The 13,069-nt window shown below is 63.8% G+C and carries 13 protein-coding genes; 5 read left to right on the plus strand and 8 right to left on the minus strand.

The genetic code is table 11. The annotated features are described in order from the left end of the window. Positions 1 to 137: 137 nt before the first annotated feature. Complete coding sequence (locus AC0L20_RS16985; protein ID WP_473289861.1) at positions 138 to 1,226, minus strand: TRAP transporter substrate-binding protein; 1,089 nt, start codon at positions 1,224 to 1,226, stop codon at positions 138 to 140. A 290-nt stretch (positions 1,227 to 1,516) separates the two neighbouring features. Here AC0L20_RS16985 and AC0L20_RS16990 point away from each other — a divergent pair, with 290 nt between their 5' ends. From AC0L20_RS16990 to AC0L20_RS17005, 4 genes are all read left to right on the plus strand, one after another. Continuing rightward, positions 1,517 to 2,602, plus strand: a complete 1,086-nt coding sequence (locus tag AC0L20_RS16990) for an NAD-dependent epimerase/dehydratase family protein (protein WP_473289865.1) — start codon at positions 1,517 to 1,519, stop codon at positions 2,600 to 2,602. A gap of 159 nt (positions 2,603 to 2,761) precedes the next feature. Beyond that, positions 2,762 to 3,214 carry an NUDIX hydrolase gene (locus AC0L20_RS16995; RefSeq protein ID WP_473289869.1) on the plus strand — a complete coding sequence of 151 codons (453 nt, stop codon included), beginning with the start codon at positions 2,762 to 2,764 and terminating at the stop codon, positions 3,212 to 3,214. Between the two features lie 55 nt (positions 3,215 to 3,269). Continuing rightward, positions 3,270 to 3,716: a GNAT family N-acetyltransferase gene (locus AC0L20_RS17000; RefSeq protein ID WP_473289873.1), complete on the plus strand. Its 447-nt coding sequence runs from the start codon at positions 3,270 to 3,272 to the stop codon at positions 3,714 to 3,716. 122 nt (positions 3,717 to 3,838) lie between these two features. Beyond that, positions 3,839 to 4,372, plus strand: a complete 534-nt coding sequence (locus tag AC0L20_RS17005) for a 2'-5' RNA ligase family protein (RefSeq protein ID WP_473289876.1) — start codon at positions 3,839 to 3,841, stop codon at positions 4,370 to 4,372. A 101-nt stretch (positions 4,373 to 4,473) separates the two neighbouring features. Here the strand turns inward: AC0L20_RS17005 and AC0L20_RS17010 are convergent, their stop codons facing one another. The 5 genes from AC0L20_RS17010 to AC0L20_RS17030 form a co-directional block, all read right to left on the minus strand. Continuing rightward, complete coding sequence (locus tag AC0L20_RS17010; protein WP_473289880.1) at positions 4,474 to 5,802, minus strand: NAD(P)H-dependent oxidoreductase; 1,329 nt, start codon at positions 5,800 to 5,802, stop codon at positions 4,474 to 4,476. Positions 5,803 to 5,939: 137 nt separating this feature from the next. After that, positions 5,940 to 6,740, minus strand: a complete 801-nt coding sequence (locus AC0L20_RS17015; RefSeq protein WP_473289882.1) for a phytanoyl-CoA dioxygenase family protein — start codon at positions 6,738 to 6,740, stop codon at positions 5,940 to 5,942. A 137-nt stretch (positions 6,741 to 6,877) separates the two neighbouring features. Then, complete coding sequence (locus AC0L20_RS17020) at positions 6,878 to 7,555, minus strand: GntR family transcriptional regulator (RefSeq protein WP_473289884.1); 678 nt, start codon at positions 7,553 to 7,555, stop codon at positions 6,878 to 6,880. 191 nt (positions 7,556 to 7,746) lie between these two features. Next, positions 7,747 to 8,559 carry an alpha/beta fold hydrolase gene (locus AC0L20_RS17025; protein ID WP_473289886.1) on the minus strand — a complete coding sequence of 271 codons (813 nt, stop codon included), beginning with the start codon at positions 8,557 to 8,559 and terminating at the stop codon, positions 7,747 to 7,749. Positions 8,560 to 8,561: 2 nt separating this feature from the next. Then, positions 8,562 to 9,380: an alpha/beta fold hydrolase gene (locus tag AC0L20_RS17030; protein ID WP_473289889.1), complete on the minus strand. Its 819-nt coding sequence runs from the start codon at positions 9,378 to 9,380 to the stop codon at positions 8,562 to 8,564. 139 nt (positions 9,381 to 9,519) lie between these two features. Here AC0L20_RS17030 and AC0L20_RS17035 point away from each other — a divergent pair, with 139 nt between their 5' ends. Continuing rightward, entirely contained in the window at positions 9,520 to 10,062 is a 543-nt protein-coding gene (locus AC0L20_RS17035; RefSeq protein ID WP_473289891.1) for a methylated-DNA--[protein]-cysteine S-methyltransferase, read from the plus strand. Positions 10,063 to 10,076: 14 nt separating this feature from the next. On the opposite strand, the gene AC0L20_RS17040 is transcribed toward AC0L20_RS17035, so the two are convergent. Together AC0L20_RS17040 and AC0L20_RS17045 are read right to left on the minus strand one after the other, a co-directional pair. Beyond that, positions 10,077 to 11,621, minus strand: a complete 1,545-nt coding sequence (locus AC0L20_RS17040) for an acyl-CoA synthetase (protein WP_473289894.1) — start codon at positions 11,619 to 11,621, stop codon at positions 10,077 to 10,079. 178 nt (positions 11,622 to 11,799) lie between these two features. Beyond that, complete coding sequence (locus AC0L20_RS17045) at positions 11,800 to 12,972, minus strand: acetyl-CoA C-acetyltransferase (protein ID WP_247290133.1); 1,173 nt, start codon at positions 12,970 to 12,972, stop codon at positions 11,800 to 11,802. Positions 12,973 to 13,069 lie beyond the last annotated feature (97 nt).

The raw sequence follows: 13,069 nt of genomic DNA on the forward strand, positions 1-13,069 counted from the left end.
CGCCCGGTCAAGCCGGGCGATGACACCTATGGTGACGCGAGCTTTCGCTTAACCCCACCGACACCGCCGCAACCAAAAGCCCCGGAGACATCTCCGGGGCTTTCGTCGTTGCCGACCCTCACGCGTCGCTCAGCGCCTCACGTCCGTGTCCGCATCCGCATCATGAAGCTGTCGAAGCTCAACTCAGCGACCTGCATCCAGGCCAGCGATTCGCTGCGGAAAGCCGTGAGGCTCGTATACATCTTGCCGAAATGCGGGTTGGTCTTGGCGAGATCGGCGTAGATCTCGTTGGCCGCGCCATAGCAGCTTTCGAGAACTTCCTGCGGGAACGGCTTCAGGATCGCGCCGGCCACCAGCAGACGCTTCAGTGCCGGCGGATTGACGTAGTCGTACTTGCCGGTCACCCAGGTGAAGGTATCGCGCGACGCGGCATCGACCGCGGCCTGATAGTGCTTCGGCAGCGTGTTCCATTTGTCGAGATTGATGATGTTGTGACCCTGGCCGGTGCCTTCCCACCAACCGGGATAGTAATAGTACTTCGCGACCTTCACGAAGCCGAGCTTCTCGTCGTCATAGGGCCCGACCCATTCGGCGGCATCGAGCGTGCCCTTCTCCAGCGCGGGATAGATGTCGCCCGCCGCGATCTGCTGCGGCACACCGCCGACCTTGGCGATGATCGTACCGGCAAAGCCGCCGACCCGGAATTTCAGTCCCTTGAGATCGTCGATCGACTTGATCTCCTTCCGGAACCAGCCGCCCATCTGCGCGCCGGTCGACCCGGTCGGAATGCCGATGGTGTTGTATTCCTTCAGCAGATTGTTGATCAGGTCCTGGCCGCCGCCCCACTGCAGCCACGAAATGTGCTGGCGCGTGTTCAACCCGAACGGCAGCGACGTACCGAACGTGAAGGCGGGGTTCTTGCCCCAGTAATAATACAGCGCGGTGTTGCCCATCTCGACCGTGCCGTTGGCGACGGCGTCGAGCACTTGCAGGCCCGGCACGATCTCGCCGGCGGCGAATGGCTGGATCTGGAAACGATTGTCGGTGATCTCGGCGACCCGCTTGGCGAAATACTCGCAGCCGCCGTAGAGCGTATCGAGCGCCTTCGGCCAGCTCGCGGCGTAGCGCCATTTGATCTCGGGCATCGATTGCGCGATCGCCGGCGCAGCGACGGCACTTGCGGCCAGGCCCAATCCGCCTGCCGTCAGGAATTTACGACGTTCCATGCGCTTCCCTCCGTTAAGTCGATGCTTCGACCTGGGGAACGATCTTGGTGTCGTCTTGTCTTCGTCGACGCTCGACGTTTTCTGTTGAGACGTTGTGGCGTTTCCGAACGGCCCTTGCGGGCACTGGTAGATGGAATTCCGATCGTTGCGGTTCCGCGCGCGAGGATGACCGGGCGCTTCGCCGGAATCAAGCCTCATGGGCACCTCGCAGCTGCGAACACCGACCTGACGCAAGTCGGGCCTGCACGCGATCTGCTATTCAGTCGCGCCAAAACCAGGGAGGCTCGCGCATGACAGGCAAAAAGGTCGTGGTTGCCGGAGCGAGCGGTCTCGTCGGCAATGCCGCGTTGCGACACTTCGGCAAGTCGGGCGGGTGCGATGTCATTGCCCTGTCCCGGCGGAAGCCGCGCGATCTCTACGGCGCTCGCCATGTCCCGATCGACCTGACCAGCGCAGCGGATTGCCGACGTGCCGCCTCGGAATTGAGCGGCGCGACGCATCTGATCTACGCCGCGCTCTACGAGGCGCCGCAGCTCGTCGACGGCTGGCGCGACCCGCAGCAGATCAACACCAACGATTTGATGCTGCGCAATTTGATGGGTGCGCTCGAGCCGGTGGCACCCGGCCTCAGGCATGTCGCCCTGTTGCAGGGCACCAAGGCCTACGGTGTCCACGTTCGCCCCCTGACAGTGCCGGCTCGCGAAGGCCGCTCCGAAATGTACGAGCAGCCCAACTTCTACTGGGCGCAGGAAACCTTCTTGCGCGACCTCCACACCGGCAAGAGCTGGCATTGGAGCATCCTGCGGCCGGTGCTGATCGTCGGCCTCGCCATGGGCGGCGCCATGGATTTGATTCCACCGCTCGGCGTCTACGCCGCGATGCTGCGCGAACAAGGCAGGCCGCTCGATTACCCCGGCGGCGCCGCGCGGGTGGGGCAGGCCGTCGATGTCGATCTCCTCGCCCGCGCCATCGCCTGGTCGGGCGAGGCCGAGGCCGCGCGCAACGAGGCCTTCAACGTGACCAATGGCGACGTCTTTACCTGGGAGACCATCTGGCCTGCGGTCGCCGATGCGCTGGAGATGAAGCCGGGTAGGCCGGTCCCGCTGTCGCTCGCCAAAGCGTTTCCATCCTGGGTCGGCCCCTGGGATGGGCTGCGGCGCAAGCACGACCTCGTATCGCCTGCGTTGGCCGAATTCGTCGGCCTCTCGTTCCAATACGCCGATTACAGCCTGCGCTACGGCCACACCGAATCCGGTCCGCCCTCGATCGTCTCGACCGTGAAGATCAACCGCGCCGGCTTCACCGAGATGATGGACACCGAAGACATGTTCCGGAAGTGGTTCAGGCAGGCAAAGCAAGAGCGGCTGCTTCCCTGACCGAGAACCAAAGCCGATATGTCGGGGACGTTACTAGGTTAGATTGTGGACCCGTTGCGGAGCTCGTACGGCTGGATCAAAATCGGACCATGAGGCCACGGCATCGGCCTCAAGTGGGCGCCGCAAAGGCTAATCTACCACACTCCGAGACCGACGAAAATGTCACCAAGAAGGCAGCTCATTGCGGACGCGATGGTCGTTGACGGTCGAGGACGCGTCTTTGTGCAAAGGCGCTCATCGACGCGTGAGTTGTTTCCCGGGTGTTGGGACTTGATCGGCGGGCACGTCGAAGACGACGAGGACGTTCTTTCTGCTCTGCGCCGGGAAATACATGAGGAGACAGGCTGGCACCTCAAAAACATCGTTCTTGAGCTAACACCTAAATATTGGAGCTATGGGCCGACACCCTACGAAGAACGACAGTTCATCGTGACCGTCGACGGGGACCTCACAAAACCAACTCTGGAAACCGGCAAAGTGTCAGAAACTCTCTGGGTTGATCGCGCGAACGTGGAGAAGCTCAAAGAGAACCGCAAACCGGATGACCAATTGATCTACAATTCGGTGGTGGAGGCTATGAAACTTCTGGAGACAGCGCGGCCTCGGATATGAGATTGTCGTTGCAATTTGCTCCGCAACTGCGACTTGCTTTGCAAGAGATCACTACATGAAAGAGGCTATTGTCCGTCACGCAACAGAACACGACCTGCATCAGGTTTTGAACCTTTACCGGCATCTCCATCCGCACGAAGCTCAACTGGAGCCAGCTACGGCTGAGCGCGTCTGGTCCAACCTGCTTTCATCGAGGTTTATGACTGTGATCGTGGCGCAAGCAGGTGAACAGCTTCTATCGTCGTGCACGCTTGCAATTGTGCCCAATCTGTCTCGGGGCGGCCGATCATATGGCGTCATTGAGAATGTAGTCACCCACGCCGACCATCGCAAATCAGGGCTCGGGCGACGGGTTCTCACCTATGCGCTTGAGATCGCATCGCAGGCCGACTGCTATAAGGTCCACTTGGCGACGGGGTCCAAGCGTGAGACGACCCTGCGCTTCTACGAGCGAGCAGGATTCGAACGAGGCGGCAAGACTTACTTCGAAGTGCGGCCGTAGGTGTCATTGGCCCTCCGATGTGCTTGGGGACGTGTGGGGAAAGCAGCGGCCAGATGGATACAGAATTGGGCGAGCACTGAGCGAGTTGCTGTGCGCGCCTAGGCGCTGTTAGTATTGCGCCCATGCCGTTCGCCATTACACTCTGCTTAGACCCCATCAGCGCTGTTCCTATCGAGGCAATGTGGCGCAAGCTTGCGACCAGCGGAATCGATGCCGATCGCTACCAACTTGGGTACGCGCCGCATATTACCCTGGCGATCTACCCGGACGAGACCCCCCTCAAGAGGCTACACACCGCGCTAGAAGATACCTCTCGAAATTGGGAGGCCCTCCCGATGAGCTTGAGCGGATTGGGGGCTTTCCCGGGTAACGGCACCGTTCTATGGGCCGTGCCGATCGTGACGCGCGAGTTGCTTGCGCGGCATCAGGCCATACAAACCGCACTTCCCGATCTTAAAGTTGATGCGCATTATCGACCGGGAGCTTGGGTGCCGCACGTGACGTTATCGGCAGCTTTGCCCGACCCGGGGCCGGCTCTCATGGCTCTCCTATCAAGCTGGGAACCAACCACCGGCTTTCTCGATCGCGTGGAATTGGTGCGTTTCCGTCCCGTCGAAGTGCTGTACAGCTCGGTGTGCTGGCAAAGCGATTCGTAACTCAGGATGTTGCTTCTTCCCATAGCTTCCCTGAGTCGATCTTCAGCTTGAGTCCGCAAAGCGTTGGTCAGCGGACATCGCGCGCACCAATGGATCTCGATTCATGAGTGCGCGGCCTGCTCTGCGCTTGCGAACGCCGCTTCCATCGCCTTGCGCGTCCTGATCGTCTCGTTGCCCGCGTCAAACTCGACGTCACTCCAGCGCACGATCTCGCCATGGGCGACGTTGTGCTTCAGCTTCAGCCGGTGCGCCAGCCCGATCGGCAGCGCGCCGGCCTTGAGGCTCGCGGCCGCCGGCACCAGCTTGCCCCACACCGTGTAGCCGCCTTCGCCGTCCAGCATCTCGCCGGCGCGCAGATTGCGTTTTGCCACGGCGGCGACGTCGCCGCGGAAACCATGGGGCTGCCCGGTCGGCTCGCCCCGCAGGGCTGCCGACAACACCGAGATGTTCAGCTCGAGCCCGATCAGATGATAGGGCTTGTACATCGCCGCGTACCGTCCGCTGCCGTCGGTCTTGAGGCCATATTGCCTGAAGCAGTCGGCGGCATAGTCGTTCGGCGCCTCCAGCACAACGTAAACGCCCCAGCGCAGATCGCGAAACACCGGCCTTCCGTCGCGCTCGAGCGAGGAGACCACCTCCACGACGCCCGATCGCTCCAGCACGCCGCCCTTGCTGCGAGGCCGCATGATGTGCGGCAGGTCGTCGACGCCGCAGGGTGGAAACAGCAGGCCCTCCGTAGGCACGTCCAGCCCGCAGGCGTTCGCGATCGCGGCCATCTCGATCGCCGATTTGGTGCCGTCGAGGAAGGAGTTGAACATCTGCGGATTCATCCCGGCCGATTGCGCCTCGCTCGCGCTCAGCCCGTAATGCTGCCAGACGCCATCGGGCGTCACGTCGTGATAGGCCGGCAGATATTTTGTTCCCTTGCCTGCGGCAACCACGTGAAAACCGGTGGCGCGGGCCCAATCCACCATCTCCGCGGTCAGCGCCGGCTGATCGCCATAGGCGAGCGAATAGACCACGCCCGCCTTGCGGGCTTCCTCGGCGAGCAGCGGACCCGCCAGCACGTCGGCCTCGACATTGACCATCACGATATGCTTGCCGGCCGCGATCGCCGCGCGCGCATGCTTGATGCCGACGGCCGGATTGCCGGTCGCCTCCACCACCACGTCCATCGCGCCGCCGGCGATGGCGCGCGCGCCGTCGTCGGTGAAGACGGTGGCGGCGATGCGGGTCTCGTCCCAGCCGACCGTGCGGCAGGCCTCGCGCGCGCGGTCGCGATCGATGTCGACGATGATGGGGACCACGAGCCCCGGCGTGTGCGGCACCTGCGCCAAAAACATCGAGCCGAATTTTCCGGCGCCGATCAGCGCGACACGGACGGGCTTGCCGGCGGCAGCGCGGGCTTGGAGGAGGCGGAAGAGGTTCATGGGGCTTGTCCTAAGCGCAACGATTGAAACTCGTCATTCCGGGGCGCGCGAAGCGCGAGCCCGGAATCCATCCATCCGCGACTTCTGCGGCCTGATGGATTCCGGGCTCGACGCTACGCGCCGCCCCGGAATGACGGTTACTCCGCCGCCTGCCGCGGCGCACGGGCGAGCCGGACCAGCGCGTCGTCGTCCACCATCTTGATTGGCGCAAAATCGCGATGCGCGATGTACTCCGGCCGCGTCGGGGTGCGGATGTAGTTCGAAACCGCGTTCAGCGTCAGGTACACGATCTTGCGCGGATAGGGCGTGATGTTGCCGGCCGAGCCGTGCACGAGATTGCCGTGGAACATCAGCATGCCGCCGGGTTTGCCGGTTGGCGCGACGATGCCGCCCTGCTTGACCAGCCGCGTCACGGTCTCCTCGTCCAGCGTCCAGAGCGGATAGGAGGTCGTCGCGAGGTCGTGCGAGGCCTTGAGGTCGCCGGCGTTCTGGCTCTGCGGCACCAGCATCAGCGGGCCGTTGATCGGCATCACCTCGTCGAGGAAGATCGCGATGTTCATCGCGCGCGGCTCGGGCATGCCGTCGTCGCGCTTCCAGGTGCCGTAATCCTGGTGCCATTGCCAAACGTCGCCGGTGAAGGCGGATTTTGCGTTGATCTTGAACTGGTGCATGTAGACCTGCTCGCCGAATAATTGCTCGACCGGGTCGATCATGCGCGGATGCGCGCCGAGGATTCTGAACGCTTCGTTGTAGAGATGCGCGGCAAAGGCGGTGCGCGGTGCACCGCTCTTCTCGCGCCAGACTTCCGGCCGGTTCGCGTCATAGATGGCAACCGCCTCGCGCGCGAGGAGATCGACCTCCTCCGGGCTGAACAATTCGGGCAGGAACAGCCAGCCCTCGCGGTGGAAGAACTCCAATTGCTCCTGGGACAGTTTCATGGCGCGTCCTCCTGTTTTGTCATTTTTTCTCTCTCGTCATGCCCGGGCTTGTCCCGGGCATCCACGTTCTTCCAGCGTCGAACAAAGTCGTGGATGGCCGGGTCAAGCCCGGCCATGACGGCGACGGAGATCGTGATCTACGCCGCGGCCTCTTCCGTCGCCCTCAGTCTCTCCTCGGTCATCCGTCCCGCCGTCTGCGCATGCGCAAGCGCCGCACGTTCGGCCGCCTTCGCGTCGCCCGCGAGAATGTGTCCGGCAATGTCGGCATGCTCGGCCCAGGCGCTGCCGCGATAATCCAGCTCGGACAGCACCGTCGCCATCGAGCGGCGCATATGCGGCCATTGCGGCGTAATCGTCTCCTCGATCACGGGATTGCCGGAGAGCCGATAGATCGCGCGATGAAACGCGACGTCGAGCGCGATCAGCTCGGCGAGCGTGGTCTTGCCGTCGATCCCGCGTCCGGCGGCAAGCGCCGCCTCCAGCCGCGCGCGTCCCGCTGCATCGGTCCCGGCGCGTTCGCCGGCAAGCCGCGCCGCCAGGGCATCGATTGCTCCGCGCACCTCGTAGAGCTGGCGGATGCGTGCGGGATCGAGCTGGGTGACTTCAAAGCCGCGTCGGCCGCTTTCGGCGACCAGTCCCTGCCGGTGCAACAGGTGCAGCGCATGCGACACCGGCTGGCGCGACACCCCGAGCCTGTCGGCGAGCTCGTTCTGCCGGATGCGCTGGCCGGGCTGCAGCGTGCGGTCGGAGATCGCCTCCAGGATCCGCGCATAGACCTGGTCGATCAAGTTCGGAAGCGGGTCGAGAGGGATCACGCCGGGAGCTCCGAGAGCATGAGAGCGAATACGGAATTCCGTATTCAAAGATACGGCCGAGAGGGGAAGGGCGTCAAGCGCGGACCAACGGGGCGTCCGACCCCATTTTTGCGCTCGGCCAAGCCATTGATATTGCTAGGCTCGGCTACTGTGCATGGGGTTGTTTTCAAAATAAGAGAGCGTGAGGCCGCTTACTCCGCCAAAAACGCGCTGACCGCCTCGCCGAACTCCAGCGGCGCCTGCTCGAACATCCAGTGCCCGGCATTGGGGATCACGGCCGTTTTGGCGCCCGCGATGTGCGCGGCCAGCACGCGCCACATCACCGACAGGCTCCCCGCAGTCGCCCCGCCGCCGATCAGCAGCGTCGGGGTCCTGATCGCCTGCGCGTCCGCGAGCGTGTAGGGCCTGCGCTGCTCGTTGATCTGGCCGAGGAAGGTGATCGCGTTGTCGCGCAATTGCTGCTTCGCCGCCGCCGGCACGCGCCGCCACGAGCCGTCGCCTTCGATGCCTTCGTAGAAGTTCTGCAGCGCGCCCTCGATGTCGCCGGCGCGGATCATCTCGACCGAGCGCGCCGTGCGCGCGGCCAGCGGCGGATGCACGGGCGTGCCTGCGGGCACCGGCAGGCTGGCATCGAGATCGCCGCCGGGCTCGGCCAGCACCAGCTTGCGCAACAGATCGGGCCGCGACTGCGCCACGCGAAACGCGATGTGGCCGCCGCGCGAATGGCCCATCAGATCGACCGGCGCGGGGTCGACCTGCTCGATGAAAGCGATCACGTCGGCGACGTGCTGGGCCATCTTGTAATCGTCGCCGACGGCGTCCCAGTGTTCGGGAAAGAAATGCCGCAGGCTCACCGAGATCACGCGATGCGATTTCGACAGCGGGCCGAGCACGGAATACCAGGTGCGGAAATCGCCGAGCGTGCCGTGCACGCAGACCAGCGGCGGGCCTCGTCCGACTTCGAGATAGGCCATGTCGTAACCATTGACGCGAAATGTCTGCATGATCAGCCCGCCAGAAAATCCAGCACCACTTCGGAGTATTTCTGCGGCGCCTGCTCGAACATCGGGTGCGTTGCGTTCGGGATGACCGCCGTTTTGGAATACGGCACATGCGCGGCGAGCGCATGCAGCACTTTCGGTAGCAGGCCCTTGGTCCGCGCGCCCAGGACGAACAACGTCGGCATCTTGATGGACCCCGCGTCCGTCTTCGAGAATGGCGGGCGATTGTCGCGGACTTGGCCGATCAGCGTGAAAGCGTTGTCACGCAGATTCTGCTTCACCAGTGCCGGCAGCCGCGGCCAGGTGCCGGCGCCTTCAAGCGTGTCGACGAAGACGGCAAGGCCGCCGTCGACGTCGCCGGCCGCGATCTTCTCGGCCGAGGCCGTGAACCGCGCCAGCAGCGGTGAGGGACCGCCGGCATAGTCGGGATCGAGGCTCGCTTCGAGCTCGCCGCCGGGCTCGGCCAGCACCAGCCGCCGGAGCAGATCCGGCCGCCGCTGCGCCACGCGGAAGCAGATGTGCCCGCCGCGGGAATGGCCCATCAAATCGACCGGACCAAGGTCGAGTTCCTCGATGAAGGCGATGACGTCGTCGACATGCTGGGCGATCGAATAGGTGTCGCCGACGCCATCCCATCGCGCCGGGAAGAAGTGCCGCAGGCTGACGCAGATCAGCCGGTGCCGCTGCGACAGCGGGCCGAGCACGCAGCCCCAGACACGGAAGTCGTTGAGCGAGCCGTGCACGCAGACCAGCGGCGGCCGGTCCCGGTCTTCGCCCACGTCGAGATAGGGCATGTCGTATCCGTTGACGTGGAGGCTTTGCATTCGGGGCTCGCGAAAAGGGGAGGCGGAACTCCTGTGCAAGATTCCCGGAAACCGGGTGGATCGCAACTATTTCCAAGCCTAGATTTGAGCTCAGTTCACATTGGGGGCATGCAAGGGAACGCAAGCCAGGGACCAAACCATGACCGACCAGCATTTTGCCCTGTTCGATAGCAAGATCGGCCTGTGCGCCATTGCCTGGGGTCCGCGCGGCATCAACGGCACGCAACTGCCGATGGGCGGCGAGCAGAAAATCCGCACCCGCATCAGCCAGCGCCATGCCGACGCGCGCGAGGCCGAACCGACCGCCGACGTGCAGCAGGCGATCGACCGCATCACAAAACTGCTCGCGGGCGAGCCGGATGACCTCACCGACATCCCGCTCGATCTCGACGGCGTGCCCGATTTCAACCGCGGGGTCTACGCGATCGCCCGCACCATTCCGCCGGGCAAGACCGTCACCTATGGCGACATCGCCAAGCAGCTCGGCGGTGTCGAGCTGTCGCGCGACGTCGGCCAGGCGCTTGGCCGCAATCCGTGCCCGATCGTCGTGCCCTGCCATCGCGTGCTGGCGGCCGGCAACAAGCCCGGCGGTTTCTCCGCCAATGGCGGTGTGGTGACGAAGCTGAAGATGCTGGAGATCGAAGGCGCGCTGGTGAACCACACGCCGAGCTTGTTCGATTGAGGCGATGAGGCGGGCTAAATCTTCGCCGCCGCCTTCGGCCAATATTTGTCGCGCAAATGCCGCTTCACCAGCTTGCCGGTCGGCGTGCGCGGCAGCTCGGCTTCGAAATCGATCGAGCGCGGGCACTTGATCGTCGAGAGGCGGCTCTTGCAGTAGGCGATCAGGTCGGCCTCGAGCTCCTTGCCGGCGCGCTTGGGATCCTGCGGCTGCACCACGGCCTTGACCTCTTCGCCCATCTCCTCGTTCGGCACGCCGAACACGGCGACGTCGGCGACTTCAGGGTGGGTGATAAGCACGTCCTCGGTCTCCTGCGGGTAGATGTTTACGCCGCCGGAGATGATCATGTAGGACTTGCGGTCGGTGAGAAAGAGAAAGCCGTCACTGTCGAGATAGCCGACGTCGCCGAGTGTCGACCAGCCTTTTGCGTTGTAGGCCTTCTTCGTCTTCTCGGGATCGTTGTGATAGGTGAAAACAGGCGCATCGGCGAAATAGACGGTGCCGATCTCGCCAGTCGGCTGCTCCTCGTCGTTCTCGTCCAGAATCCTGATCTTGCCGACCACGGCGCGGCCGACGCTGCCGCGGTGCTCCAGCCATTCTTTCGAGTTGCAGACGGTGACGCCGTTGCCTTCTGAGCCCGCGTAATACTCGATCAGGATCGGCCCCCACCATTCGATCATCTTGGCCTTGACCTCGACCGGGCAGGGCGCGGCGGCGTGGATCGCGCCCTTCAGCGTCGAGACGTCGTAGCGGTTGCGGACCTCGTCCGGCAGCTTGAGCATGCGCACGAACATGGTCGGCACGAGCTGCGCGTGGGTCACCTTGTATTTTTCGACCAGCCTCAGGAAATCTTCGGCATCAAAGTGCTCCATGATGATGGAGGTGCCGCCGAGCAGGATCGCCATTATGTTGAAGCGCAAGGGAGCGGCGTGATAGAGCGGTGCCGGTGAGAGATAAATAGTCTCGGCGTTCATGCCGCACATGCTGGCGCAGAGCACGCGCAGAAACGCGTTCGGCTCGTCGATCGGCTTGCCCTCGAATGCTTTCTTGATGCCCTTGGGCCGGCCGGTGGTGCCGGACGAATACAGCATGTCGTAGCCGGCGACCTCGTCGGCGATCGGCGTTGTCGGCTGGGCGGCCGCTTCCTTGTCGTAGGAGCGGAAGCCGGCTTGCGGCTCGTCCATCATGTAGAAGACCGGCTCGCCGGCCGCACCCTTGATCAGGGCCTTGATCTGGTCGGCGCATTTCGGAGCCGTGATCACGACCTTGGCGCCGCAATCGGCGATGATGTAGTCGATCTCGTCCTGCTTCAAATAACGGCTGATCGCGGTGTAATAGAGCCCGCTGCGTTGCGCAGCCCAGCAGATCTCCATGAAGGCGAGGCGGTTCTCCATCAGCAGCGCGATGTGGTCGCCGGCCTTCAGCCCGAGCGAGCGGAACAGGTGCGCGCCCTGGTTCGAAAGCTCGTCGAGCTCACGATAGGTGATCGCCTTGCCGGTCCCGGCCATCTGATAGGCGATCTTGTCGGGCGTGGCGCGGGCGTGGATGGAGGGGTGAGTCATACGCGGTCCCAAGGCAAAAATGGTGTTGTCCCGGCGAAGGCCGGGACCCATACCCACTGCTGCAAATTGTTGAAGCGCGATGTCGCCACAGCTCGCCCTAACCACAAACTCCTGCGGTTATGGGTCCCGGCCTACGCCGGGACGACACCGTTAATGTGGTGACCAATGAGGCGACGGCTTACAGCCGCTCCACGATCGTCACGTTGGCCATGCCGCCACCTTCGCACATGGTCTGGAGACCATAGCGCTTGCCGCGCTGATGCAGGGCATGCACCAGCGTCGTCATCAGCTTGGTGCCGGAGCCACCGAGCGGATGGCCGAGCGCGATGGCGCCGCCATTGACGTTGAGACGTTCCGGATCGGCGCCGGTGGTCTTGAGCCACCCCGTCGGCACCGAGGCAAAGGCCTCGTTGACCTCGAACAGGTCGATGTCGTCGATCGTCATGCCGGCCTTTTCCAGCGCGCGCTTGGTGGCGTGCAGCGGTGCGTCGAGCATGATCACGGGATCGCCGCCCATCATGGTCATGTGGTGGACGCGCGCCAGCGGCTTCACGCCGAGCTGCTTCAGGCCGCGCTCGTTCACCACCATCACGCCGGAGGCGCCGTCGCAGATCTGGCTCGCGCTGGCCGCGGAGAGCTTGCCGTTCTCGGCGATCAGCTTGACGCCCTTGATGCCGTCGAGCGTGGCGTCGAAGCGGATGCCCTCGTCGATGTGATGGGTGTCCTTGGAGCCGTCGGCGCGGGTGATCTCGAGCGGCACGATCTCCTTCTTGAAGTGGCCGGCCTGCGTTGCCGCGATCGCGCGCTGATGGCTGTTGTAGGAGTACTCGTCGAGCTCGTCCTTGGAGAGGCCGTACTTCTCGGCCATCATCTCGGCGCCGGTGAACTGGCTGAACACGATGTTCGGATAGCGGTGCTCGATACCCGGGCTCTTGTAGTTGCCAAACCCGTTCTTGGCGGGAAGCTGTGACGACAGGCCCATCGGCACGCGCGTCATCGATTCCACGCCGGCGGCGATCACCACGTCCATCGCGCCGGACATCACGGCCTGGGCTGCGAAGTGCAGTGCCTGCTGCGAGGAGCCGCATTGGCGGTCGATCGAGGTGCCCGGCACGCTCTCCGGCAGTTTCGAGGCCATGATGGCGTTGCGCGCGACGTTGTTGGATTGCTCGCCGACCTGCATGACGCAGCCCATGATCACGTCCTCGACCAGCGCGGGATCGACCTTGGTGCGATCGACCAGCTCGTCCAGCACCTTCGCGGCGAGATCGGCCGGATGCCATCCGGCGAGGCGGCCCCCCTTGCGCCCACCGGCGGTACGCGCAGCGGCGACGATGTAAGCCTCGGCCATGTCGGTTTCTCCCTGGATTGTTTTGAACGGTTGGTTGTCGGGGCGGATTTAAGGGGCGACGGGTTGTTTAGTCAATCGATCAATTAACTCTTGTGGG

The organism is Bradyrhizobium sp. Kon58, assembly GCF_055807455.1.